This is a genomic window from Exiguobacterium sp. s43 (assembly GCF_018617255.1).
Classification (GTDB): Bacteria; Bacillota; Bacilli; order Exiguobacteriales; family Exiguobacteriaceae; genus Exiguobacterium; species Exiguobacterium profundum.
In genome coordinates this window covers 1426866-1452335 of the sequence record NZ_JACSJT010000001.1, presented here as the reverse complement: position 1 = coordinate 1452335, position 25470 = coordinate 1426866, and the positions used below count along the sequence as shown (strand labels likewise).

The following is a 25470-nucleotide window of genomic DNA, read 5'->3' as shown; positions in this document are numbered from 1 at the left end:
ACGAGGAGGGACTTGAGTGGAGAAGCAACGATTGTGGGATGAGACGTGGTTATTATTCGCTGATATGATGGCCGAGCGGCACTCAAAGTGTGCATCGAAGAGTGTGGCCTGTGTCATTGTAAAAGACGAAAAACCGATTTCAATTGGCCTGAATGGTACACCATCTGGTCATACGAACTGTAATGAAATCTATATCAAGCAAGAAGATGGGTTCTATAAGCATGCCGACTATGTTGCATCGACGGATCTCGATATGATCAACGAACCGGCACGACTCATCCGAGATGGTGTGACATATATCAAGTGTACAGACCCATATGATCACCATCACTGGTCGAAGCAACATGAAATCCATGCGGAAATCAACGCGATTGGAAAACTCGCTGCCGATTCAACGAATGCATTTGGTGCGACGGCGTATGTCACGCATTCACCATGTCATGCCTGTTCACTCGCCTTAATTGCGGCACGCGTCGCGCGAGTCGTTTATGCTGTCGGTTATGAGCATGGGGATGGGTTAGAATTGATGCGTGAAAGCGGGATTGAAGTGTTACATATGCCACTTGAAAAAATGTACAAAAATACATTGTAAACGTTTTCATTAGATGATATATTATTAATGTACTGCCAATGGTGTTTTACTCTTCCATTATTCGCCCCTCCTCGGAGGGGCCTTTTTTTTGTTCAAAATGAGGTGAGACAAACTTTACACATAATGTTCAATATTTCACAATATACACTTTAAAATCTCTTATATAATAAAAGTAGATTCAAGAGAGGGGAATTTACACATGGAAAAACTCGTTCGCTTTACAGATGGTGCATATGAAGTAGAGGCGTTGATCACACTCGAAGAAGTGTGGGAAGATAAATTTGCGATTGGCATGCACAAGGAGCTTGCCGTCAAATCATTAACCATTAACGGAAATGAAGTATCAGAGATTAAACATGTTCGTGCACTCCTTCGATACTATCCGACGCTTGGTGTATCAGGAATCTTGTTGGCATTAGATAAGGCGGCTGCTGAGATTGTCGCATTGTCGAAAGATCAAGATCCAGCGCTCCAATACGTTGAACTCGTGGCCATTCAAATGGACGAGGAAGCGACAAACGACTTGAAAACATTATATGCGGCAATGTGATCTCAATTGGGTGAACCATTTCACCCAATTTTTTATTGCATCTTTTATTCGTTATGGTATGATGTTTACAGATGAAGAAATGGAACGCCATATCGTTGTCAACCATAAGCATGGGGATCTAGATAGCTAGATCGCTGTCAAAAAGCCACGTTCATAGGAACGTGGCTTTTTTTTGTTCAATGAAGTCGAATCCAGCCGCCACATCTTGAGCGAGGTGCGCATCCGAACCCATCGTGAAGGGGATGTGCAGGTCGTTCGCGGATTTTGCAAGTCCGGCGACGTAAGGTACCCCACAATCCGGTTTTCTGAGTCCGGCCGTGTTGAAGTCAAGTCCGAATCCCCGGTCGGCAATCACCTGTAACAGACGTACTTCTTCCTCTTTTACTTTTGAACGGTCCCATTCATAGTTTCTTTGATACTTTATCGGGAGATCGAGGTGTCCGATACGAGCGACACGGATGTCTTCCCACGAAAATGAGAGACCCTGTTCAATCGACTCATAATAAGCTCTCATGACGCTCTCGAATGAGCCAAACGCTTTGACGAGTTCATCAAACGTCTCGGCAGAATAATCAATCGGCATATAGGCGCCATCTCTATATAGGAAATGCTGCGATAAAATGACTTCATCAATCAATGGTGCGAAAGGCTTGAGTAAGGCAATGGTCTCTTTCTCTAAATGAGGCAATAAGTCGACTTCTAATCCAACTTTAATGTCGATAACCGCTTGATACTGCTGTTTCATCTGATGCAACGTATCGAGGTATTCTGGAAGTAAATCAATCGACATCGCCGAGTCTTGATTCGGGACCGGGTCGGTGAACGATAGGGGGAAAGGCGCATGTTCTGTGAACGTCATCGTTTGCAGGCCTTTTTCGATTCCGACTTGAATATAGTGTTCAATCGGATCATTTGTACCGTGTGGACAAAAAGGGGTATGCACATGGCCATCGTGGGTAAAGTCAAACATCGATTACACGTCCTTTTCAGTTCATTTGGTTGACAGGTGTTTCTCTGTTTGATAAATTTAACACAATACTTTAGTTTGGTAAAGTGATAACAAGATAAAGGGTGGTTATGATGATTTGGTCAAATTCAAAAGGTTCGATTCCAGAAGGCTGGTATGAACTTCAATCAGGAGATGTCATCCGTCCAAAACGATGGATGTTGTCATTTTTAGAGAAGGCAGAGTCAAGCGGCTACGCAGTCATCGATCCACCGCTTCTCGAATACTATTCACATTATCAAAATTTAGCGCTCTTTGACGAGTCAGCCTATTATCGATTGTTCGGGAACGACGGGGAACTTCTCGTCATGCGCCCTGACTATACACTACAAATCGCAAGAAAGTTAGCAGACGGTCATGAACCGATGCGTGTCGCTTACGCTGGTGCCGTCTATCGTCGGACGGTCAAACATTCCGGGCAACCCCATGAACGGCAACAGCTTGGACTCGAATGGGTCGATGGCGAAGAGAAGGACAGTCATCTGATTGAGTCCTTTCTCGATATGACGGAAGGAGTCCTGCCTACCGAACGTTTGACCATCAAAATTGGGTCAGCAGCCGTCATCTCGCTCATCGCGAAAGAGACAGGGATTCAGGAACGAACATTCCGAAAAATCTTAGCACTTCGAAACTTAGAATCATTACGTGAATTAGCAGAGACGTATCGCTATCCGTTGATTGCGAAGCTGCCCTTTTTAATCGGGAATTCTGCACTCGAAGAATTACGGTCTGAGGCACCGGAGTCTTTAAAAGAAGCCATCGGTGAAGTGGACGAGGCGGTGCAACACTTACGTACTATCGGATTAGAGGTGTCTTACGATTTCGGTCAAACGGGAGACTTTGATTACTATTCAGGATTGACCGTGACGGGAAGTGTTGAAGGCAAACGTGTCCTTTCAGGAGGACGTTATGATTCACTGTATGGACATTTTGGACACTCGAGACGAGCGTTCGGCATGTCGCTCGATTTAGAACAGTTAGATGAGGTGATCAAATGAAAGTAGCGGTCGCGAAAGGTCGGATTGAAAAAGCAGCCCGTCAATTTTTTGTCGAACGTGACTTACCCGTATGGCCGGAGAAGCGGGGACGTGAGTTGACGGTACAAGCAGGAGATCATGAATTCATTTTCGTCAAAGGGGACGACGTCTATAAATATGTGATGCATGGAGCGGCAGATGTTGGCATTGTCGGCGGTGATATTTTACGAGAAAAAACGCCAGGCGTACTCGAAGTCGTCGATTTACCGTTCGGTCGCTGTCGAATGGCCGTCTGTGGTCCAAAAGTTCGACGCAACGGCACAAAGAAATTGAAAGTGGCGAGTAAATATCCGAATATCGCCATATCACACTTTGCATCGAAGCGACAAAACGTAGAAGTCATTGCGTTGAACGGGTCGGTCGAACTGGCTCCGTTAACGGGACTCGCTGATTGCATCGTCGACATCGTCGAGACAGGCGCGACGTTGGCTGCAAACGACTTGGAAGAATACGAGACGATTTTTTCAATCAATGCAAAATTCATCACGAGTGAGACAGCTTTAGCAGAACAGCCTGACGAATTGAAGGCCTGGATTCGAAAGATGAGTCAGGAGGAGAACGCATGAGTAAAGAAACGAATCGCTCAAGGCGCGAAGCTTGGGTCGAAGCCGTGAAACCGATCGTGGAATCGATCGAGGCCCGCGGAGACGAAGCGCTGCTTGAGTGGACGAAACAATTCGACGGGGTCGACCGAATCGAATCGGTCGATTTGGCCCGCTTTAATCCGCCAGTCGCATATGCTGAATTGACAGAGGCGCTGACATTAGCAGCGGAACGGATTCGTGCATTTCATGCGCGTCAAGTCCGACAAGACGATGTGTTCGAAGATACGATGTTCCGACTTGGGAGACGCTATATGCCACTTGATTCGGTAGGGGTTTATGTACCGGGGGGGACTGCCGTCTATCCGTCGAGCGTCCTCATGAACATCATTCCGGCGAAAGTTGCTGGCGTCAAACGAGTCGTCATGGTCACCCCACCAAAAGCAGATGGTATTGACATTTCTCTCTTGATTGCAGCAAAAATCGCAGGTGCCGATGAGTGTTTTCTGGTCGGTGGGGCCCAAGCCGTGGCAGCACTCGCATACGGGACAGAAACGATTCGTCAAGTTGACAAGATTGTCGGCCCAGGAAATGCATATGTCGCGACGGCGAAGGCTCTCGTCTCACACATCGTCGGTATCGACTCCGTCGCCGGACCGTCCGAAGTGTTGATCATTGCCGATGAGACGGCGAACCCGAAGTGGGTTGCCGCCGACCTGCTCGCACAAGCGGAACATGACGTCGAGGCGACTGCGATTGCGCTCGTCACGTCAGAAACACTCCGCGATCAAATCGAGCAAGAACTTGAGCGACAATTAGTGCTATTACCACGCCAAGACATTGCGAGAGAATCGTTGAAGCGTGGCGGCGTCTTGTACCGGACAATCGAGGATACGATCGAGTACGCGAATACGATGGCCGCGGAGCACGTCCAGTTGGCCGTCAAAGATCCTGAGGCGTTGATGCGGGCGATCCGTCACGGTGGTTCGTTCTTCCTCGGACATGAGGCAGCCGAAGCATTTGGAGACTATATCGCTGGACCGAACCACGTCTTGCCGACGAGCGGGACGGCCCGCTTCTCTAGTGGACTATCGGTCGATGATTTTTATCGCCGTCAGACGTTCCTTGAGATGACAGAACTGGATGAGACGATTACAAAGGCAGCGATTCGAATCGCCAAACAAGAACAATTAGAAGGACACGCCCGTGCGATGGCTGTTCGGATGGAGGACATATGAGACGAAATTATCAAAATATCCCACGCTATGTACCTCATGCCGCTTCGGGATATGCGCTCAATCAAAATGAAAGCCAATATCCGTTACCTGAACGTCTCGAACGAGCTATTCGAGACGTATCACTCGAGGCACTCAGCCGTTACCCAGTCGAAGAATTGCTCGCTTTAAAAGCAAGCTATGCTGACTATGCGGGAGTCGAGCCGACGCAACTCATGGTCGGCAGCGGGAGCGATGAGCTATTGGCCATCTTGAGTCAGGCGATTTTGGATACGGAAGACCGTGTGGTCGCACCGGCCCCAGACTTTTCGATGTATGGCATCTATACACAAATTGCCAGAGGGCATTTCACACAACCGGACGAACAGGGTTTGCGTTACGAGACGTTGACTGAGGTCATTCGAACAACCGACCCTAAACTCGTCTTGATCTCGAATCCGAATAACCCGACCGGAAAGATGTGGACACTAGACGAATTGTCTGACATTGCGACACGTGTACCGTACCTCGTTGTGGATGAAGCGTATATTGATTTCACAATGAAGGACTCATTTGTGTCTCGCTTGAACGAATATTCGAACGTCATCATCTTACGGACGTTATCGAAGGCGTTCGGTCTAGCGAACCTCCGGATTGGTTTCATGATTGCATCTGAAGAAATCATCGAACAGATTGACCGCTTCCGTTCGCCATTCAATGTCAGTGGTCTCAGTGCCGCTGTTGCCAACGTCGTCTTACGAGATGAATCTTATATTCAAGAGTCGATTCAGTTCCATACGGCGCAACGTGAGAAGTTAACGGAGTTGTTACGACCAGTCGGTGAGATTTTACCGAGCCGTGCCAACTTCATTTATGTCAAAACGGATGATAGTGAAGGATGGGCATCCCGCTTCCTTGATAAAGGGGTCCATGTACGTGCTTTTCCCGATGGACTACGTGTCAGTGCAGGGACAGACGAGGCGTATGCCTTGATCCGACAAACGATTGAAGAGGTGAATTCTGTTGAGAACAGCTGAACTAAAACGTGAAACGAAAGAAACGAAAATTGACATTCGATTAAATCTAGACGGAACGGGTGAAAGCTCCATTCAAACGGGGGTCGGCTTCTTCGATCACATGTTGACGTTGCTCGCTTTTCACAGTCAGATGGATTTAGACGTGAAAGTCGAAGGCGATACGTGGGTCGATGCCCACCATACGGTCGAGGATGTCGGGATCGCACTCGGTCAGCTCATCGCCAAGTCACTCGGGGATAAAGTCGGAATTCGCCGCTACGGGTCGAGTTACATGCCAATGGATGAGACGTTAGCGCGAGCGGTCATTGATGTGTCAGGACGCCCATTTCTCGTCTATCAAGCAGATATTCACAATCCGAAGCTTGGTGACTTTGATACCGAACTCGCTGAGGAATTTTTCCGTGCCGTTGCCATGAATGGTCGACTCACACTGCACCTTTCTGTTCTGTACGGGTCGAACTCACATCACATGATTGAAGGGTTGTTCAAAGCGTTCGGACGAGCGCTTGCCGAAGCGGTCTCTAGCGATGGGACGAACCGTCTCCCTTCTACGAAAGGATGGATTGAAGGATGAAAGTAGCGGTCATCGATTATGGTATGGGAAACGTATTTAACGTCGAACGTGCGTTACAAGCCATCGGTTGCTACGTCGTGATCACGAACGATGCAAATCAAATTGAAGAGGCGGATGCCGTTTTACTTCCTGGGGTCGGTGCCTTCCCGCAAGCGATGCAATCGCTCGAACAGACGGGTCTTATCCCACTATTGCAACAGATGGCGACGGAAAAGCCGTTTTTAGGGATCTGTCTTGGGATGCAGCTCTTGTTTGATTCGAGCACGGAAGGTATGCCGACAAAAGGTCTCGGGTTGATTCCGGGAACGGTCGAACGGATGCGAGCGAAGCGTCTCCCACACGTCGGATGGAACTCGATCCTTCGCGATGAGGATGTCTATTTTGTCCACTCTTACCATGCCGTGACGGCGGACGATTACATTGTGGCGGCAGCTGATTATATGGGTGAGAAAGTTCCGGCAATCGTTCAAAAAGGGCTCGTGACGGGCATGCAGTTCCACCCGGAAAAGAGCGGGACATTTGGTCTCAGCTTACTTCAAGAATGGAAGGAGGCGGTCGAGCGTGAGATTACTACCCGCCATTGATTTGATTGGAGGCAAGATCGTCCGTTTGACGGAAGGTGATTTTTCTACGGAAGAACAATACGGAGATCCGTATGAATTATTAAAAGCGTGGCAAGGGAAGGTCCCGATGATTCACTTGATTGATTTAGAAGGGGCCAAGGCAGGTGAGCCGCGTCATTTAGACGTTGTCTGTTATGCGAAGTCTCTAGGGTTCCTTGTCCAGACAGGAGGAGGAATTCGTTCAGAAGCCGCACTTGATGCGGTCATGGAAACCGGTGCGGATCGCGTCCTTTTAGGGACGAAGGCGTTTACGGATCCTGACTTTCTAGACATGGCGATTGAAAAGTATGGCAAGCGAATCGCTGTGGCACTCGATGCCTATGACGGGAAGGTCGCCATTAACGGATGGCAGGAAGCGACAAAACTCGATGACATCTCGGTCGCTCAAGACCTTGTCAAACGGGGGATCGAAACGATTCTATATACCGATATCGGATCTGATGGGAAACTGAATGGACCGAACGTTTCTCGCATGAAGGCGTTACGTCAAATCGTCAACGTCACATTGATTGCCTCAGGCGGTGTGACGACTGAAGAGGACGTGAAGGAACTGAAGATAGCGAAAATTGATGAGGCTGTCGTCGGGAAAGCACTTCTGTCCGGTAAGGTGAGCATCGAAGAACTGATTGAATGGGAGGCGCGATATGCTTAAACGCAGAATTATTCCATGTCTTGACGTGAAAGAAGGTCGTGTCGTCAAAGGGATTGAGTTCGTACAATTACGAGACATCGGTGATCCGGTCGAAATCGCGAAATATTACGATGAATCCGGAGCCGATGAACTTGTCTTTCTCGATATCACGGCAAGTACGGAGCGTCGCCAGACGATGCTCGATGTCGTCAGTGCGGTAGCGCGGAAAGTATTCATCCCGCTGACGGTCGGAGGTGGGATTCGTTCACTCGAGGATATCTCGTCACTATTAAAAGCAGGGGCGGACAAAGTATCGTTGAACACGCTCGCTGTAGAATCCCCAAGTCTCATTCGTGAAGCGGCCGATCGTTTCGGTTCACAATGTATCGTCGTCGCAATCGACGTAAAGTTTGAAGATGGCGAATATTATGTGTACACATATGGTGGAAAACAGAAGACGGACCTGTTGGCGGTCGAATGGGCGAAACAAGTGGCCGCGCTCGGTGCGGGTGAACTTCTTGTCACGTCCATGAACCAAGATGGAAAGCAGAGCGGTTATGACCTTGCGATTTTAGAACAACTTCGTGAAGTCGTCGACATTCCGATTATCGCATCCGGTGGGGCAGGCAATGCCGAGCACGTAGTCGAAGCGCTTGAGAAAGTCGATGCCGCATTACTTGCATCCATCTTACATGACCGAAAAACGACAGTAGAAGAGGTGAAGCACGTATGCACGAGTCACAACTTGCCGATGCGGTTCGTTTCGACGAAAATGGACTGATTCCCGCCATCATCGTCTCAGACGACGACGGGGCGGTCCTCATGCTCGGATATATGAATGATGAGGCAATCCGACAGACGCTTCGTGAACGGGTCGTCACGTTCTGGTCTCGTTCAAAAGGTCGGCTTTGGATGAAAGGGGAGACGAGCGGAAATACACTGGACGTCGTCAGCATCCACATCGACTGTGACCAGGATGCGCTTCTCGTTCGTGTTCATGCGAATGGCCCGACGTGTCATACCGGTAATCGAAGCTGTTTCTTTACGGAGGTGAACGTATGATTCATGAATTGGAACAATTGATTCAATCTAGAAAAAATGAACCGAAAGAAGGTTCGTATACGACTTATTTATTGGAACAAGGCGTTGAAAAAATCGCGAAAAAGTTCGGGGAAGAAGCGTTTGAGGTCGTCATTGCTGCTATGACGGATGAAGACTTGGTTGAAGAGTCAGCCGACCTTCTGTATCACTTACTCGTCTTGTTAGCAGCCAAAGGTGTTCGTTTAGAGGATGTGGAAGCGTTACTCGCCAAGCGTCACGGTACTACCACACCGGCGAAACCACGTCGCGACGTCACGGAATGGTAAATAAAAGAGGAAGGAGACGCGCTCCTTCCTCTTTTGTGTTACCGATTGACCGAGGCGGCCATGCGAATGTACGTATGGCGTCGTCCGCGAATCGCAATGGATAGTGCCTGAATGTTCTCTGGTACGGCAATTCCGGACAGTCCGGCGTCACCTATATGCACGATATCTGCTCCGCCTCGTTTTGAAGAGAGTGCGATTTCCCGAACGGTCTCGACATCTGCGCCTTCTTGTGACGTTCCAATCGCCGCTAACGTGAGAGCGCCGAGCACTTGCAATTCCTGAACGAGTTCGTGAAACGATTCTTCACGGACGCCAGGTACAGTGCCTGGAGCCGGAAGGAGGATGATATCTGCGCCAGCTTCAACGAAGCGGATATACGCGTCGCGGTCTAACACATTGCCTGCACCGGCTTGATGCATTTTCCCGGCAATGATGACCCCTGCGAATTCACGACGTGCTTGGATGATTGCTTGTTCGATTGCTTCATTCGTGACCCCGGTATTCGGATTGCCTGTCAAACAGACGAAGTCAAACCCGAGCTCCGATGCTTTTTGGAACGCTTCGATTGAAGCGAGTCTGCCTCGTTTTACTTCATTCATCTCGGACGACTTCTCTGAAAAATCAACAGGTTCCAAGTTGACTCCAACTGGCAATCCAATCAGTCGTTTTAGTTCGAGAATCGGATGATCGCTCATCTCATCACCTGGCATCTCCCCGAATAATGCATGACTTTCAAGTCCTTTAATGTAAGGATGAAACACATCGATCATGTTCAATAAAATCAAGTCGACACCGAATGCTCGTGCTAGTTCTGCGTTTGTCACTTCTGGATACAACGGCTGCACCGTCGGGATGACCTCGGCCATGACCGTTCGACCTTCTGCTTTTCGAATCGAATCGATTAAATCTTGACGATTAAACGTGATAAAATCACTTGCTCGACATTCCAGTATTCGTTTCATGTGATCTGCCTCCTTCTGCTCATCCTTGTCTCTATTCCCTAAACCCTTGAAAAATCCTCTATACTAATTTTAAGGAGGGATTATGATGTCGGAAAAAGAAAAGATGATTCGTGGTGAACTGTATTTAGCTGGTGATGAAACGCTCGTTGCAGATCGGAAGCATGCCCGGAGATTAACTGAACAATTCAATCGTTCTGGAATCGATGATTTGGAAGAACGAAAAGAGATTCTTGGTGCGTTACTCGGATCGACGAAAGGGTCATATTATATCGAGCCGAACTTCAAATGTGATTATGGGTATAACATCCACTTAGGAGATCGATTCTATGCGAATTTTGACTGTGTCTTCCTAGACATTTGCCCCATCACGTTTGGGGATGACTGCATGCTCGCACCGGGTGTACATATTTATACGGCGACACATCCGATCGATCCGATCGATCGGATCTCAGGATATGAGTTCGGGAAGCCGGTGACCATCGGCGACCGCGTATGGATTGGTGGAGGAGCGATTATCAATCCCGGTGTGACGATTGGGGATGAGGCCGTCGTCGCATCCGGTGCGGTCGTCACAAAAGATGTGCCATCTCGAACAGTCGTCGGAGGAAATCCGGCACGTGTGATCAAGACGATCGACTGACAAAAACTCCTGAACGCGTGGTTCAGGAGTTTTTGACATGACTTGATTGCTTGTATTTCTGAATAGCTGTATATGCAAGATGAAGCGCCGTCTCATCACCAATCGTCATCCGAATCCCCGTAGGTTGTTTCGACGTGTGTATGTTCAAGTCGGTCAAATGGGCCCACACTGCTTCAGGTTGTTCTAACTCGATATACAAGAAGTTTGTCGATGCAGGGAGGACATGACCGATGGATTCAAAGGCTTGCGCCCACTTTTGACGCATCTTGTCATGCCATTCGATTGTTTCGTGAAGATAAGTCGCATCTTTTAAGAAGATGTTGCAAATCTTCGCGCTCACCCCGCTAATGTTAAATGGAGGTATGAATTGACGGAAGTAATGTGCGAGCTCGCTATTCGTCACCATGAATCCGATTCGGACGTTTGCCAATCCGAACGCTTTTGACATCGTACGGAGGACGATGAGATTCGGATGCTTCGCGATAAACGGGATCATGCTGTCATTCGGTGTGAAGTCCATGTACGCCTCATCCACCACGAGGTACGGCACGAGTGAGGCGAGATGCGTCAACTCTTCTACGGTCCACAGCTTTCCGGTTGGATTGTTCGGATTCGATAGGAGAAGAAGTTTTGGATGATGTGTCTCAATCGCCTTTACCATTCCTTCATATGATAAATCAACGGCTTGAACATGATGACCGTGTGCGATGGTCGTGAAGATTGGATACATCGAAAAGTCAGGTGCCGGAGACAAGACGATGTCATGTGGTGCGAGCAATGCTTGCGTCACGACATGAATCATCTCATCACTCCCACAACCGACTAGTAATTGCTCGGGTGTGACGCCAACGTACGCAGCGTAGCGTTCGAACAATTCATTGATCGGTTCGACCGGATATTCGTGTAAGTCATGATACGTCAACGAATCAAGCTGACTCTTGATACGGTCAGGTAACGGGAACTGACTTTCATTTTGATTTAACCGATGTCCCGTCGGATAAACGACGGGGTAGATCGGTAGCTCGACTTGTCTCATTCAGTTGGCTCCAGCGAGAACCATTTTTTCACCAATTCATCGATTTCACCTGACTCCATCATCTTGTTCAACTCTTCGTTGAACTGGTTTCGTAACTCATCATCTAATTTGAAGGCAGCAGCCGATCCTTTTTCGCCATCTTCTTTCAAAGCGAATGTATAGAAGCTGTCATCTTGGTCTAAATACTTTTGTGCTACCGTGTCTTCGATGACCATTGCATCGATTCGACCTGTGTTCAACTCTTGAACGATTTCAGGGATCTTGTTCAACGATACGAGTTCAGCGTCTGGAGCTTGTTCTTTAGCGATATTTTCTTGAATCGAAGCCGTTTGGACACCGATTTTCTTACCAGACAAATCTTCGATTGCCTGAAGGGACTCGTCTTTTGTCATGATCAAGTTTGTCGCGGATAGATAGATGTCTGAGAAGTCCGCATTCTCTTTACGCTCTTCTGTTGGCGTCATCCCGGCCATGACGAAGTCGACACGCCCGCTGTTCAAGGCCCCAAGTAAGCTACCGAAGTCCATATCTTCAATCTTCAATTCGTAACCGAGACGTTCTGTAATCGTCTCTGCGATTTCAATATCGAATCCGACAATCGCATCCCCGTTTGCCGTATCAACGAATTCGTATGGGAAGTAATCGGCGCTCGTCCCCATGACGAGCGTTTTTTGTTCTGTCGCTTCACCTTCTGTCTCTTGACTACATGCACCGAGTAATACTGCGCTCATCATAAGTGTTCCTGCTAATAACCATTTTTTCATATTTGTATAATGCCTCCCTGTTGTAGATGAGACTAAGTGTATATGTATGATTATTAATTGTAAAGAATAAATATACAAAAATCATTAAAAAAAGAAACACTTCCTATATGAAAGCGTTCTCTTCTTAGTTTTCCAAAAGATACGACATAATTCGCTCAATCGGAAGTTCCCGATTGTCCATCGTATAGGTTTGTAAGTATGGATGGTTAGTAGGCCTTTTGCAGTGTTCATTCATCTTAGACCAATTCTCATACGAAATTTGATCAATTTGACTCGGTCGTCTGACACGGTTTCGAAGTCGTGCGTTAATTTCTTTGTAATTTTCATGACGACACTCGATATAACGATAAGTCGCTCCGTAATTGGTGGCAATCGCTATCCCTTTATCGAGCATTTCATCATAGAGACAAGGACTGTCGAGAATGACGTTTTGTCCAAGTGATAGGTGATACTCGGCGAGGGACCAATCGACATCATAAGCCATCTTCCCAATTTCTCCATCTGAGAAGTTACCATCAGGAAGCGTATGGAGTAGGGAGGTCTTTGAAACATCATGATCGATGACGACCGCATGTACATGTTGGATGATTCGCTTAGCTAATGTAGATTTTCCTGATCCAAGTGTTCCAAACATTTGAAGAAAAAACAGATGATCACCTCTTATCTAAGTAGGAGTAAATCTTATTTCTCATACAACTTGAATTACTTGTTATAATGGCTCAGTTCTTCAATGTAATCTTCGATACAAGCGACCTGAATAACCTGATATGGCTGATTAAAGGTTTGGTCCGATGTTAACATTTGCATACCATGATGACATTTCCATCAAGATCTTTAAAATTGTACCAATGTTCGTGCTCGATGGGTGTGATGACCTCAATGTCGTGTTGAGTCATATAAGAATAAGCTTGATGAATATCGTGCGTATTTAAGTGAAACAGCGGTGTCTGGATGATGTTCTCTTTTGAGTAGATTTTACTATCTAAAACGAGGTTCGTACCCTCTAATGGAATGACATATAAATGGTCGAATAAGATCTCTCCTTTTGTTGAAAGATCAAATAAATCACAATACCAGTCATGCGCTTTTTGAATATCACTTACCGGAATGAAAATGGTACCGATTTTGTGAAGGATAGGGTTCATAGAAACTCCTGCCTTTTCATTTGATGAATGAAGTTTTCAACATCTTTCCGAGATTTTAAGACGATGATCTGTTTCTCGTGAGAATATTGTTTGATTCGTTTGACCATCTCTGGCTTTTGAATGTCAGGAAAATTCCAAACCCACTTCAGGAATGCGAAATCGAGTTTTTCCTCACAGGATGCACCCATATCAGGTCGTGTCGTACCACGATATCGGACAACTCGCTTGAGGACGCGATATATACAGACGATGCGTGGAAGATCGATTAAAATGACAGTGTCCGCTGCCTGTAGTCGTAAATCAAGGGTATTCCCGAAATTTCCATCGATAATCCATTCATCCTTCTTCACGAGTTGTTGTTGGATGTCGATTCGTTCTTCTCTCGGTGCCATCACCCATCCCGGTCTCCACATGAGAGCGTCCAAATGATAGACATCGAGATGTAATCGTTCACCTAGTTGACGGGCGAGTGTGGATTTCCCCGCACCACCAGAACCGATGATCATGATGCGTTTCATATTTAGATTGCTATCAATCGTCAAGCTGCTCATCTACTCTTATTCATCCTCCAATACAATCCATTTCTTCAATTGACCGTCCTCTTCGTAAATGACCCGGACGTCCATCTGTCCGATAACAAGACGTTGTTCCGAACTGAACACGACAATCGGATAGTTCGTGGACACCGGCTTATCCGTCTCAAAGATAGGGCTATGCGCCTGCATCGCGTAATAGCCGTCCGATCTCGTGTTGGCTGCCCCTGCATCAATCTGTGTCACATGCTCAAATCCTCTCAGTCTGAGCACATAACTATAAGACGTTCTCGCCCCTTGTTCGAGACGCCATTCTTCGATGGTGGCTGATTTGTCGTCCATTGATCGTTCTTCTAGCACTTTCTGTGCCGTATACTCTTTTTCGTAAGGAATCATCTCCTGGATGCTGACGACGGTCATCGTCGCGAGCTTGAGCGATTCCTCGGAAGGTGGGGTAATCAGTATACCAATAAAGATGAGGATAGGAATCAATAAATAAACCATGACACGACTACGCATTTTCATCACCTTACCTTTTCAGACTGTAAACTATTTCTGCATAAGAGAATGGGAACCCTTTAAAAGACATCCCTAATCTCAAAAACCGATTCATTTCTTCAATTTTGTAAAGGAGCAGGTATGATATAAAGAGGAGGGATGTACATGAAAATCGGGGTCATAGGTGGAGGCGTTGCGGGTTTGACTGCAGCTGCGCTCGCGCAGCAGAAAGGGCATGATGTGATTGTATTAGAAGCATCGCGTGAATGGGGTGGGTGTGCCGGCAAGTTTCAACGGGGTGACTATTTGTTTCCTGCAGGGGCAACGCTCGGTATGGGATTCGAACGAGGAGGGGTCCATCAGCGGGTTCTTCAGAAATTGGGCGAATCGGTCGAGGTGACGTTACTGGACGAGGTGATGGACATTCAACTGCCTGACGTCACCGTCACTTACTATCGCGACCGCAAACATCTACTCGAAGAGCTTAGTCGCACTTTCCCTGAGAACAGTCAGGCGATTCATGCATTCTATCGTGAAGTGTGGGGCGATTTTGAGAAGATTCGTCCATTGTTTCAGCAGTTGCCCGCTCTTCCACTTTGCACGGTCTCGGATATGATCTATGCACTAAAAGGATTCCGGCCGAATCAAATCACAGCGCTAATGAAACTCCAGCGTCCACTCGGCGACACGTTGGCCCGTCATGGACTAAGCGGTACAATGTTCGAGCGATTTATCGATGGCGTTCTGCTCGACAGTTTGCAAACCGGTGCGAAAGAAGCGAGTCATTTACTCGGTGCAGTGGCGCTGTCAGTCTATCACGAAGGAGCGTACTATGTGGAAGGTGGACTGTATCAATTGGCTCATGCGTTAGAGCGCGCCGTTCGGACGTTTGGTGGGGAGACGAAATTAGGGAGAGACGTCCAATCCATCGAACGAGTGACGGATGGATGGCTCATCACCGATCGAAGAGGACGACTTGAACTGGTCGATGTCATTGTTTCCGCCATCCCGATTGAACGGACGAGCGAGCTTCTGAGAGGACAAGAACAACGACGCTTCAAACGACAATATCGCAGACAATTGAAGCAGTCACAATGGGGCACGTTCAGTCTGTACCTCGTCTTGCCTGAGGATGTGTGTCGACAGAAACCGCTGTTTCAACAAATCTATCACGAGCGATTACCGAGTGGGCATGCGTTCATTTCCATGTCCGCGCCGGATGACGTGTTGCGCACAGAAAAACCGGAACGGACCATCACGGTATCCACACATATCGATTTATCAGAATGGCAACATTGGAAAGACCGGGCGGCATATGAGAAACTAGAGCAAGATTGGACCAATCGTCTCGTCGACGTCGTCGCAACTGCTTTTCCCGCTTGGGACCGCGAGTCGTCACTACTTCTTCCTGGTGGACCCGGGGCATGGGTGAAGTATACGAAGCGACCGCATGGGGCAGTCGGAGGTTATGCGCAGACTCCTAGCCAGGCGCTCTTTCGCGCTGCAAGTTATCGCACCGACTTGCCGAACTTTTTTGTGTGCGGGGATACCGTATTTCCAGGAGCGGGGACGATTGGCGCGATGACGAGCGGATTACATGTCGCCCGGGCACTCGGGGTGACGATTGATTAGGGGGATACTGATGAAGAAAAAAGCGTTTGATGAACTGACAACGATGGAATTGTATCGCTTACTGGCATTACGAACTGAGATATTCGTGGTCGAACAGAACTGTCCGTACCAAGAGGTGGATGGAAAGGACGTAGCAGCCATCCATTATTGGATAGAAGAAGATGGAGAGATCGTCTCTGCGCTTCGCGTGCTGACGGAAGCATCTCCGGTCGCCATTGGACGTGTCGTCACGAAAGCGACGCATCGAGGGAAGGGGTATTCCCGCCTTTTGATGGATGCGGCAATCAAAGATTTTGGACATGAGACATTATATCTGCAAGCGCAGACGTATGTGGAATCTTTTTATGCATCGTTTGGCTTCAAACGGACGAGTGATGTGTATCAAGAAGACAGTATTCCACACGTCGATATGTTACGTGAATCAACGAATCCCGCTAGTACCGTTTCCGAATCGTTCATGTTAGAATGAGAAAGAACATTCACGTGCCATTGAGCACGATTACATTATAGACATAAAGGGGTTTACAATGGTGACCGATCAACAAGTAATTGCAAAAGCAAGAGAATTGGCAGACGTATTAGCACAAACACCAGAAGTGGCGCGTTTCAAGGAAGCGGAAGCGAAAGTGAACGGAAGTGACCGCGTACAGACGTTGATTAAACGAATCAAGTTCTTACAAAAAGAAGCCGTCAACTGTAAGCACTATGGCAAGACGGAAGCACTTGCGAAAGTCGAGCAAAAGATTGATAAAGCGATGGAAGAACTGGACTCGATTCCGGTCGTTCAAGCGTTCCAAGAAACACAAGTCGAAGTGAACGATTTGCTTCAATACGTGACGGTCACGCTCGCGAACTCCGTGACGGACCGCATCATCGAATCGACGGACGGCGACGTCCTTGCAGGGAAGACAGGGAGCGGCATGGCGGCTGAACAAGCACGCGGCGGCTGCGGATACTAAAACGACACAGCTGGCCGATGGTCAGCTGTTGTACTTTCTAGAGGTGAATCAACATGCAAGAAGTCCATCAGACACCAATGATGAAACAATATTTCTCCATCAAGGCCGACTATCCGGACGCCTTTTTATTCTATCGACTCGGCGACTTTTACGAGTTGTTTTTTGAAGATGCACAAATTGTCGCGAAAGAGTTAGAGCTCACGCTTACTTCTAAAAATGGGAAACAGGCTGAGCATCCGATTCCAATGTGCGGCGTCCCGCACCATTCCGCGGCAATCTACATCGAACAGTTGATCGAAAAAGGTTTTAATGTCGCCATCTGTGAACAGACGGAGGATCCGAAGGCGACGAAAGGGCTCGTGAAACGGGAAGTCATCCAAGTGATCACGCCAGGTACATATATGGCGTCACTTAGTGAAAAAGAGAACCGATATCTCGTCGCCATCTCGGACGTCGCAGGCCGATTCGGAATTGCTCGCGGTGACGTCACGACGGGGGAATCATGGTTGACGACGCTCTCGTCAGAAGAGGCCGTCTTACGGGAAATCGAAGGATTGCTCCCGAACGAGGTCATCGTCGAGGATGAACGGTTAGCCGACTTGTTAAGTCAGACCGGGATCCCACTCTCGATTCAAGTGGACAAGCGGGAGAGTCCGCTCGCACAAGGTGCGAAAGATGAGGCACAGCGCTCGGCGTTTGAGTTGTTGTTCGCCTATCTCACGAAAACACAGAAACGTTCACTCGATCACTTGCAACCGGCTGTCGTCTATAAGATCGAACAGCATATGCAGCTCGACGCCAATACGGCCCGAAATCTTGAGTTGTTCCGTTCGGCTCGTTCAGGAGAACGGAAAGGGTCACTCCTTTCACTCCTTGATGAGACGACGACGGCGATGGGCGGTCGTTTGTTGAAGCGTTGGCTCGAACAGCCACTCTATACAGAGCAAGGCATCAGAGAGCGACAGGACGCCATAGAGAACTTAGTGGACGACTTCATGTTGCGCGATCAACTACAAGAAGAGCTGAAGCGAGTCTACGATATCGAACGCCTTGTCGCAAAAGTCGGGTACGGGACGGCGAATGCGCGAGACCTCGTCCAACTACGCGACACACTCGAACGGATGCCAGCCGTCCGGTCACTTTTACAAACGGTGAAAGCCGATCGCTTGCAGCAAATCGAACAAAATCTCGACTCGTTCGAGACGTTGAGTGAACAGCTCCGGGCTGCCCTCGTCGATTCACCTCCCATCTCGACGAAAGAGGGCGGGATGATTCGTCACGGATATTCGGAAGAGCTCGACGAACTGTTAGAAGCGAAAGCGAACGGGAAATCGTGGATTGCCAACCTCGAGCAACAGGAACGCATCGCGACCGGCATCAAGTCGTTGAAGGTCGGGTATAACCGCGTATTCGGTTACTACTTGGAAGTGACGAAAGCAAATGCGAAGTTGCTCGAAGAAGGGCGTTATGAGCGGAAGCAGACGTTGACGAATGCGGAACGATACATTACGCCTGAGCTAAAAGAGAAGGAAGCCCTCATCTTGGGAGCGGAAGAGAAGAGCTGTACGCTCGAATATGACTTGTTTGTCGAACTCCGCGAAGAAGTGAAGACGTACACGAAGGACCTTCAGCAATTGGCCCGTTCACTCAGTGAGTTGGATGTTCTCCTCGCCCTTGCCGTCGTGGCCGAGAAACGGGAGTATGTGCGTCCGGTTACAGCGACGCATGTACAAATCGAACGAGGACGACACCCTGTCATTGAAACGGTCTTGCCTCGAGGTGAGTATGTCGCCAATGACTTGACGCTTGACGACACGCGTCAAATGTTACTCATCACCGGACCGAACATGTCCGGTAAATCGACGTATATGCGTCAATTTGCCTTGATTGCAATCCTTCATCAAATCGGTTCATTCGTCCCGGCAGAAGCGGCGGAACTCCCGCTCTTTGACCGCATCTTCACAAGGATCGGTGCGGCTGACGATTTGGTGAGCGGACAGTCGACGTTCATGGTCGAGATGACCGAGACGCGACAAGCCGTCACCGAGGCAACGAACCATAGTCTGATTCTATTAGATGAGATTGGTCGCGGAACGTCGACGTATGACGGAATGGCGCTCGCACAGGCGATTGTTGAATATATCGCCTCGTCAATCGGCGCGAAGACACTCTTCTCGACGCACTATCATGAACTGACAGTGCTCGAAGATTCGATTCCGACACTTGAGAATGTTCATGTCCGGGCGATTGAGCGGGATGGGCGAGTCGTCTTCCTCCATGAAGTACACCCAGGACGTGCCGACAAATCATACGGGATTCATGTGGCGGAATTGGCTGAACTTCCGGATTCATTGATTGACCGGGCCCGGACGATTCTGTCAGAACTCGAGTCGGAAGCAACGAAACCGAGTTTGAACGAGCAACCTGCTCCACCTTCAGTGGAAGAAGTCAGCCAGTTGTCGCTGTTCGAGTCGAATGACGCCGTTCGAGAACAGCTGCTCAAACTCGATTTGTTGGCAATGAATCCAATCGAAGCGATGCAGGCGCTGTATGAACTGCAACAGACCGCAAAGAAAGGGTGAGTCGATGGGAATCATTCGAGAGTTACCTGAACAACTCGCGAACCGAATCGCAGCCGGGGAGGTCGTCGAACGACCGGCTTCCGTCGTCAAAGAATTAGTCGAAAATGCCATTGATGCGGGAGCGACGAAAGTGGATGTCAACTTACAAGAGGCGGGCATCCGTCTCATCAAAGTCCGTGACAACGGGCATGGGTTCCATGAAGAAGACGCGGCGCGAGCCTTCTTGCGACATGCGACGAGTAAGATTCGGGACGAGCACGACTTGTTCCGGATTCGGACGCTCGGTTTCCGCGGTGAGGCACTCGCCTCGATCGCGTCGGTCAGTCACGTCTCGTTGAAGTCGAAGCGAGCAGATGAGGATGGTTTTGAGATGACGCTCGAAGGCGGTGTCGTCAAAGAGACGAATCCGGCGGCGACGAATGTCGGGACCGAAATCGCGGTCAGTCAGCTCTTCTTCAACACACCGGCCCGTCTGAAATATTTGAAGACATCGGCGACAGAACTTGCGAGCATTACCGATACGTTGAACCGTTTGGCGCTGTCCCATCCGGAAATTCGCTTCACCGTCTTTCATGAAGAGAAAGAACTGTTGCGAACGAACGGGAATGGGGACTTGAAACAAGTTATGCTCGCCATCTATGGTCGCCAAGTCGCCGCACAAATCGTCACGGCGTCGAGCAAGACGAACGACTATACACTGAGCGCGCATCTCGTGCGCCCGGAAGTGACCCGTTCGAACAAACAATATGTGACCCTCATCTTAAACGGTCGAAGCATCAAGAACTTTGCGCTGACCCAAAGCGTGCTCGAGGGCTATCATACGCTCTTACCAATCGGTCGTTATCCGATTGCCGTGCTCGAAGTGAAGATGGACCCGATGTTGATTGACGTGAACGTCCATCCAACGAAACGTGAAGTACGCTTGTCGAAAGAAAAAGAATTGTGCCAGCTCATTCGAGAGACCGTTCAATTGACGCTCCGGGAGCAACGTCTCATTCCGTCTGTGAAACAAGAGCCGAAGCCGAAACGTGTGACACCGTCCGAACAGTCGAAGCTCGACTTTTCGATGGAGCCGCAACCTAAACAAGCAGACACCGTCGAGTGGAACTATCCGATTCCTCGGGAGCGAAAAGAGTCGCTCACGTCTCCTTCCCAGTGGAATCCGGCGCCGCTCGTTCATGAACCGGAGCCAGAGATGATTGAACCAAAACAGGTCGAAAAGCCTGTACATCAGTCGGAGCGTTTACCGGCGTTAGACGTCATCGGACAACTGCATTCAAGTTATATCATCTGTGGAGCGGAAGACGGGATGTACGTAATGGACCAACATGCTGCCCAGGAACGCATCAAGTATGAGTTGTTTTATGAGCAGTTAGGACGTCCAGAAAAAGAGTATCAGCTTCTGTTGATTCCGCTGACGTTAGAGTTCACGCAAGAAGAGACGCTCGCTATCGAAGAAGTGCTCCCGCTTCTAGCGGATGCAGGCATCACGTTAGAGCCGTTTGGGGGTAACACGTTCCTTGTCCGTGAGATTCCGACATGGTATCCGCAACATGACTTAGAAGGCACGATTCGTGATCTAGTGGAGATGGCCATTCAACAGCGATCAATCGACATTGCGAAATATCGAGAAGAAGCATCGATCCTTATGGCGTGTAAACGATCGATCAAAGCGAATCATCCACTCAATATGGAGATGATGCGACAATTGATTGATGATTTGAGTCGTACGACGTCTCCGTTTACGTGTCCGCACGGGCGACCGATTCTTGTGAAATGGAGCACGTATGAGCTTGAAAAGTTATTTAAACGCGTTATGTAATCGTCTTGTTACCTTGTTTTAACACGATGTAACGTTTATTTACGAGTCCTCATGGGAAAACTATACACATGTCACTCAACGCATCGAGGTTGAGAGGTGGCTTTTTCACTGCCTCACCCTCAAGATGTCGACATGAAATGTATATCAATGTAGGAGGAAAAGAAAATGACGAACAAACTTCAAGTATCAAAACGAGAATTACGCCCACGGTCACTGCGCACGAAGTTGCGTAAGGAAGGAAAAGCGTTAGGCGTCGTCTACGGCTACAAAGTAGACAGCACGCCAATCGTATTTGACGAGATGGACCTTCGTAAAATTCTTCGAGACCACGGTGACAATGCCTTGATTGAACTCCATTACGATGGAAATAAAATCAACACGCTCGTGCACGGATCGGAAACGGACCCGTTCACAAACTTCTATCAGCACGTCGAATTCATGGCCGTGAAGATGGATGAAGAGACAGAAGTCGAAGCGGATATCGTCCTTGTTGGCGACGCGAAAGGCGTCAAAGAAGGCGGATATCTTGCCCAGTCACTTTATAAAGTGACGGTCGCTGCGACACCGGCCAACATCCCTGAACGTATCGAACTCGATGTATCAGAGCTTGGAATCGGCGATTCGGTGACCGTAGCGGATCTTCCAGAAGACAGCTCGTACACGATCGTCTCGGAACCAGATATGCACATCGCCTCTGTGAATGAGCCGGTTGCAGAAGTTGAAGACGAAGAATCGGAAGAAGGTTCAACTGAAGGGGAAGCATCAGAAGCTTCTTCTGAAGAAGCTGAAGAATCGACTGAGGATAAAGAATAAGCAATTCGATTATAAAAAAGGAGCATCATCCCTAGATGGGGTGATGCTCCTTTGTTTTATTGTCCAAACGAATCTGAACTTAATACTTTTAGATCAAAGTGAGGAAAGTGATGTAGCATTTTTGAGTTCGCTTTAGAGTGATGCAACTAATATTATGATTCTTCACCATAGAAATGATAATCCCGGATCAATACATGGAACATCTGATTATTGTAAATTGCACACGCTTTTCATTTTTGGAACCCATTTTTTAGCTATTGGAACCATTTCTCTTATTTATTTTAAAGTTTGTTTTGAATGCTCCAATTATTTTTTTTATGAATATTAATAAAAAATATAAGAGAGCTAAATTAAACAGCAACCCAAATAGTTCAAAACTGTAATCTCCTTGTCCTAGGTTACCTAACCAACGAGCTGGAAATCCATAGTATATGTAGGGTCCCTCTTCTCTAATCCCAATCTGAGGAATGAAAGAAAGTATCATTACAATAATAAAACTAAGAGAAAATACCTTAAAGTTGAATGTGGAACCACCTTTTGACATTTGGGAATCGCATCCTTTTTATGATTTTTTTGTATTTTAATCATCTGATTTCTATTTTCTATGTTATACTAACATTTTACTAAAATAATTGGAAAAAACAAGGGGAGTTTATAGTGATGAAGAACAAACTTGCTTTTTGTACACTGTCCACTGCGCTATTTTTTAGCTTATTTAATCAATCTGTATCCGCCAGCGGAGATATTGATGATTTGAGCAACAAAATTTCAAGTGAGAGTAGTCATGTAGAAATTGTTAAGGCAGAAGAAGTACCTGAAGGAGTATCTAGCATTAACTTTGATTCATATGAGGATTTTGAAAATGCTGTACGTGCTTGGGAAGTTGATCAATTAAATCGAGAAAAAGAAGAAGATTCATTATTTAGCTTAGGGATTGTACCTTCTGCATCACCTTCATTTTATGCTAAAGCAGCAGCCTCTAAAAGTGGCACTGATCGTATCAAGTGGAGCTCTGCTGAAGAATTGCGTTGGGTGTACTCATTGTGGTTACCACAAACCATGTATATTGATTTCGAGTATACTTATACTGGTTCAGGGTCAACAAAAAAATTCAGTAAAATAACTTCTGTAAAGTCGAATAGTAATGGTTTCCCATCAAGTTGGCATCAAACAACGTCTGCTAAAAACATTTCTGCGAATAAAAGAAGCGTATCCATTAAAATTCAAGGATATCATTTACTAGGAGTAAACATTAGCGGACAAAGCGTAGGAGCAAAATTCAGCGATTCCTATAATAAAAAATATAGCTTCTAAAATAAATAGTATACAGTTCACTATTTCTATCGATACTCTTAGTATCCCTCAAAATGTTGAATAATGTTTCTGACTACCTGAAAATGGATTGTGAGACATAATTCAAAGTGAGGGATTTTTTTGATGGCTCTTAAACAGCTTAAAATTTCCATATTATGTTCAAATTAAATATAGTGAATTTTAAGGAGAAGTAATGTTATATGAGAAACTCATCGAAGTATTTCATTTTTGTTTTGGGCGCCGTTTTTTTTATTTTAGATGAAATATTACGAGACTCTATCTCGTGCGGTATGTAGCTTGGTGAAATTAAATTGAACCGAATACGGTTGATTTTGATGGTTAACTACTCTGTTTCTTCATTATGTGGAAGTATGCTATCCTCCCGAAAATAGGGAGAATTTTTCTTTGTCACAAATCCGCCATATGTAAACGATTACGATGTGAACACTCTGTCAATTCATGCAAGACAGGATTGCCAACAGAGACTGTACAGTTTATATTGTTAATGATTTCACATATTAGAACTGATACTTTCCTATTTAATTATTCAGAAAGAAGGGTTTGTGACATGGCATCAATGGAAATCCATGCACTCGAATCATTACGAAAAAAAGCACAGGCTTCCTCGCAAATGATTCATTATCGTCCAATGGAATACTTTTTACGGGCGATGTTAGCCGGGATCTTTATCGGCTTTGCTTCAATCTTCACGTTGAAAGTCGTCAACGGTATGTATTTAGCGGAATCTCCGTTCACGACACTCATTGGAGGCTTCTCGTTCGGGATCGCGCTCGTCATGATTATCTATGGGGGAGCCGAATTGTTCACGGGGAATACGATGTATTTCACAACGTCGACACTTCGCGGTTATACGACGCTTAGTGATACGATGCTCGTCTGGTTGCTCTGCTTCGTCGGGAACGCACTCGGGGGAATCCTATTTGCGTTACTACTTGCACCGACTGGCGTCATCCAAGAACTCGGGATGAACAACTGGTTGTTCTCCGTTGTTGAGGGGAAAATGCACCATACGACGGTCGAAATTTTCTTCCGCGCCATCTTCTGTAACTGGATGGTCTGTCTCGCTATTTTCTTACCGAAACAAATGAAAAATGAGTTCGCTCAAATCTTCTCGATGATTTTCCTTGTCGCGGTCTTCTTCGCTTCAGGATTCGACCACGTCATCGCCAACTTCGTCTTGTTCGCCTTGACGCTCGTCGTCCCACACCCGGAGACGATTAGCATGGCAGGTGCAATTCACAACTTGATTCCTGCAACGTTCGGTAACATTATCGGTGGAGCGCTCTTCATGGGAGCCATCTATACGTGGCTCAACTCGAAGGGTCTCCGTGAAGCACAAGAATTAGAGGAAGAAGTCGAATTAAAAGTTGTAAAAGCGGTTAAATAAATGATGTTTGTCACATGTAGCGTAGAGCCTTGTCTTATCGAAGACGAGGCTCTTTTTTATCGTATGCCACAAGTAAACTGTCACAATATCGACTCGTGACCATCGAGAAAAACACATGCCATAATCTATATATAGGATTTATAAAACGATTAATATTGTTTTGAATCCATATATAGTGAGGTGATGGGT

General features: G+C 47.3%; 27 protein-coding genes and 1 pseudogene. 20 read left to right on the top strand and 8 right to left on the bottom strand.

Annotated features, from left to right (window positions below):
* The first annotated feature begins 16 nt into the window (after nt 1-16).
* Both KNO79_RS07445 and KNO79_RS07440 read left to right on the top strand, forming a co-directional pair.
* A complete protein-coding gene (locus KNO79_RS07445; RefSeq protein WP_078146775.1) occupies nt 17-592 on the top strand; it encodes a deoxycytidylate deaminase in 576 nt (191 codons plus the stop codon).
* Nucleotides 593-791: 199 nt separating this feature from the next.
* The gene (locus KNO79_RS07440; protein ID WP_078146776.1) at nt 792-1142 is read left to right on the top strand and encodes a hypothetical protein; all 351 of its coding nucleotides are present in this window, start codon (nt 792-794) and stop codon (nt 1140-1142) included.
* 151 nt (nt 1143-1293) lie between these two features.
* On the opposite strand, the gene hisJ is transcribed toward KNO79_RS07440, so the two are convergent.
* Nucleotides 1294-2112 carry a histidinol-phosphatase HisJ gene (gene hisJ, locus KNO79_RS07435; RefSeq protein WP_214691007.1) on the bottom strand — a complete coding sequence of 273 codons (819 nt, stop codon included), beginning with the start codon at nt 2110-2112 and terminating at the stop codon, nt 1294-1296.
* A gap of 110 nt (nt 2113-2222) precedes the next feature.
* On the opposite strand from hisJ, the gene KNO79_RS07430 reads away from it, so the two are divergent.
* The 9 genes and pseudogenes from KNO79_RS07430 (at nt 2223) to hisIE (ending at nt 9173) form a co-directional block, all read left to right on the top strand.
* Nucleotides 2223-3146: an ATP phosphoribosyltransferase regulatory subunit gene (locus KNO79_RS07430; RefSeq protein ID WP_159562165.1), complete on the top strand. Its 924-nt coding sequence runs from the start codon at nt 2223-2225 to the stop codon at nt 3144-3146.
* The gene (gene hisG / locus KNO79_RS07425) at nt 3143-3751 is read left to right on the top strand and encodes an ATP phosphoribosyltransferase (RefSeq protein WP_214691006.1); all 609 of its coding nucleotides are present in this window, start codon (nt 3143-3145) and stop codon (nt 3749-3751) included. Before KNO79_RS07430 ends, hisG begins: the two co-directional genes overlap by 4 nt.
* Nucleotides 3748-4965 (top strand): histidinol dehydrogenase, encoded by a 1218-nt coding sequence (gene hisD, locus KNO79_RS07420; RefSeq protein WP_214691005.1) that lies wholly within the window; start codon nt 3748-3750, stop codon nt 4963-4965. Before hisG ends, hisD begins: the two co-directional genes overlap by 4 nt.
* On the top strand, nt 4962-5978 hold the full coding sequence (locus KNO79_RS07415) for a pyridoxal phosphate-dependent aminotransferase (protein WP_214691004.1): 1017 nt from the start codon (nt 4962-4964) through the stop codon (nt 5976-5978). The genes hisD and KNO79_RS07415 overlap by 4 nt, the downstream gene beginning before the upstream one ends.
* Nucleotides 5965-6552: an imidazoleglycerol-phosphate dehydratase HisB gene (hisB, locus tag KNO79_RS07410; RefSeq protein WP_214691003.1), complete on the top strand. Its 588-nt coding sequence runs from the start codon at nt 5965-5967 to the stop codon at nt 6550-6552. The genes KNO79_RS07415 and hisB overlap by 14 nt, the downstream gene beginning before the upstream one ends.
* On the top strand, nt 6549-7136 hold the full coding sequence (gene hisH, locus KNO79_RS07405; protein ID WP_078146782.1) for an imidazole glycerol phosphate synthase subunit HisH: 588 nt from the start codon (nt 6549-6551) through the stop codon (nt 7134-7136). Before hisB ends, hisH begins: the two co-directional genes overlap by 4 nt.
* Complete coding sequence (locus KNO79_RS07400; protein WP_214691002.1) at nt 7114-7827, top strand: 1-(5-phosphoribosyl)-5-[(5-phosphoribosylamino)methylideneamino]imidazole-4-carboxamide isomerase; 714 nt, start codon at nt 7114-7116, stop codon at nt 7825-7827. The genes hisH and KNO79_RS07400 overlap by 23 nt, the downstream gene beginning before the upstream one ends.
* Nucleotides 7820-8587 carry an imidazole glycerol phosphate synthase subunit HisF gene (gene hisF / locus KNO79_RS07395; RefSeq protein WP_074037139.1) on the top strand — a complete coding sequence of 256 codons (768 nt, stop codon included), beginning with the start codon at nt 7820-7822 and terminating at the stop codon, nt 8585-8587. Before KNO79_RS07400 ends, hisF begins: the two co-directional genes overlap by 8 nt.
* Nucleotides 8536-9173, top strand: a pseudogene (gene hisIE / locus KNO79_RS15765) (bifunctional phosphoribosyl-AMP cyclohydrolase/phosphoribosyl-ATP diphosphatase HisIE). The gene hisF and the pseudogene hisIE overlap by 52 nt, the downstream one beginning before the upstream one ends.
* 38 nt (nt 9174-9211) lie before the next feature.
* Here hisIE and KNO79_RS07380 read toward each other — a convergent pair.
* Nucleotides 9212-10135: a DUF7916 family protein gene (locus tag KNO79_RS07380; RefSeq protein ID WP_074037136.1), complete on the bottom strand. Its 924-nt coding sequence runs from the start codon at nt 10133-10135 to the stop codon at nt 9212-9214.
* 85 nt (nt 10136-10220) lie between these two features.
* Here KNO79_RS07380 and KNO79_RS07375 point away from each other — a divergent pair, with 85 nt between their 5' ends.
* Nucleotides 10221-10775 (top strand): maltose acetyltransferase domain-containing protein, encoded by a 555-nt coding sequence (locus tag KNO79_RS07375; protein ID WP_285800627.1) that lies wholly within the window; start codon nt 10221-10223, stop codon nt 10773-10775.
* Between the two features lie 22 nt (nt 10776-10797).
* Here the strand turns inward: KNO79_RS07375 and KNO79_RS07370 are convergent, their stop codons facing one another.
* The 6 genes from KNO79_RS07370 to KNO79_RS07345 all read right to left on the bottom strand — a co-directional run bounded on the left by KNO79_RS07370 (nt 10798) and on the right by KNO79_RS07345 (nt 14778).
* On the bottom strand, nt 10798-11811 hold the full coding sequence (locus KNO79_RS07370; protein ID WP_214691000.1) for a pyridoxal phosphate-dependent aminotransferase: 1014 nt from the start codon (nt 11809-11811) through the stop codon (nt 10798-10800).
* Entirely contained in the window at nt 11808-12575 is a 768-nt protein-coding gene (locus KNO79_RS07365; protein WP_214690999.1) for a transporter substrate-binding domain-containing protein, read from the bottom strand. Before KNO79_RS07365 ends, KNO79_RS07370 begins: the two co-directional genes overlap by 4 nt.
* 124 nt (nt 12576-12699) lie before the next feature.
* Nucleotides 12700-13209, bottom strand: a complete 510-nt coding sequence (locus KNO79_RS07360; protein WP_214690998.1) for a P-loop nucleotide/nucleoside kinase family protein — start codon at nt 13207-13209, stop codon at nt 12700-12702.
* Between the two features lie 160 nt (nt 13210-13369).
* Nucleotides 13370-13720, bottom strand: coding sequence for a VOC family protein (locus KNO79_RS07355; protein ID WP_214690997.1), 351 nt, complete (start codon nt 13718-13720; stop codon nt 13370-13372).
* Complete coding sequence (locus tag KNO79_RS07350; protein ID WP_074037933.1) at nt 13717-14238, bottom strand: DNA topology modulation protein; 522 nt, start codon at nt 14236-14238, stop codon at nt 13717-13719. Before KNO79_RS07350 ends, KNO79_RS07355 begins: the two co-directional genes overlap by 4 nt.
* 39 nt (nt 14239-14277) lie before the next feature.
* The gene (locus KNO79_RS07345; RefSeq protein WP_214690996.1) at nt 14278-14778 is read right to left on the bottom strand and encodes a hypothetical protein; all 501 of its coding nucleotides are present in this window, start codon (nt 14776-14778) and stop codon (nt 14278-14280) included.
* A 138-nt stretch (nt 14779-14916) separates the two neighbouring features.
* On the opposite strand from KNO79_RS07345, the gene KNO79_RS07340 reads away from it, so the two are divergent.
* From KNO79_RS07340 to KNO79_RS07305, 8 genes are all read left to right on the top strand, one after another.
* On the top strand, nt 14917-16383 hold the full coding sequence (locus KNO79_RS07340; protein ID WP_214690995.1) for a phytoene desaturase family protein: 1467 nt from the start codon (nt 14917-14919) through the stop codon (nt 16381-16383).
* Nucleotides 16384-16393: 10 nt separating this feature from the next.
* Entirely contained in the window at nt 16394-16852 is a 459-nt protein-coding gene (locus KNO79_RS07335) for a GNAT family N-acetyltransferase (protein ID WP_214690994.1), read from the top strand.
* Nucleotides 16853-16910: 58 nt separating this feature from the next.
* Complete coding sequence (locus KNO79_RS07330) at nt 16911-17342, top strand: YlbF/YmcA family competence regulator (protein ID WP_012726155.1); 432 nt, start codon at nt 16911-16913, stop codon at nt 17340-17342.
* Nucleotides 17343-17395: 53 nt separating this feature from the next.
* Nucleotides 17396-19924 carry a DNA mismatch repair protein MutS gene (mutS, locus tag KNO79_RS07325; protein WP_214690993.1) on the top strand — a complete coding sequence of 843 codons (2529 nt, stop codon included), beginning with the start codon at nt 17396-17398 and terminating at the stop codon, nt 19922-19924.
* A 4-nt stretch (nt 19925-19928) separates the two neighbouring features.
* On the top strand, nt 19929-21746 hold the full coding sequence (mutL, locus tag KNO79_RS07320; protein WP_214690992.1) for a DNA mismatch repair endonuclease MutL: 1818 nt from the start codon (nt 19929-19931) through the stop codon (nt 21744-21746).
* A 165-nt stretch (nt 21747-21911) separates the two neighbouring features.
* On the top strand, nt 21912-22559 hold the full coding sequence (locus tag KNO79_RS07315) for a 50S ribosomal protein L25/general stress protein Ctc (protein ID WP_214690991.1): 648 nt from the start codon (nt 21912-21914) through the stop codon (nt 22557-22559).
* A gap of 660 nt (nt 22560-23219) precedes the next feature.
* On the top strand, nt 23220-23873 hold the full coding sequence (locus KNO79_RS07310; RefSeq protein WP_214690990.1) for a hypothetical protein: 654 nt from the start codon (nt 23220-23222) through the stop codon (nt 23871-23873).
* A gap of 577 nt (nt 23874-24450) precedes the next feature.
* Nucleotides 24451-25281, top strand: a complete 831-nt coding sequence (locus tag KNO79_RS07305; RefSeq protein WP_370568602.1) for a formate/nitrite transporter family protein — start codon at nt 24451-24453, stop codon at nt 25279-25281.
* Nucleotides 25282-25470: the final 189 nt, after the last annotated feature.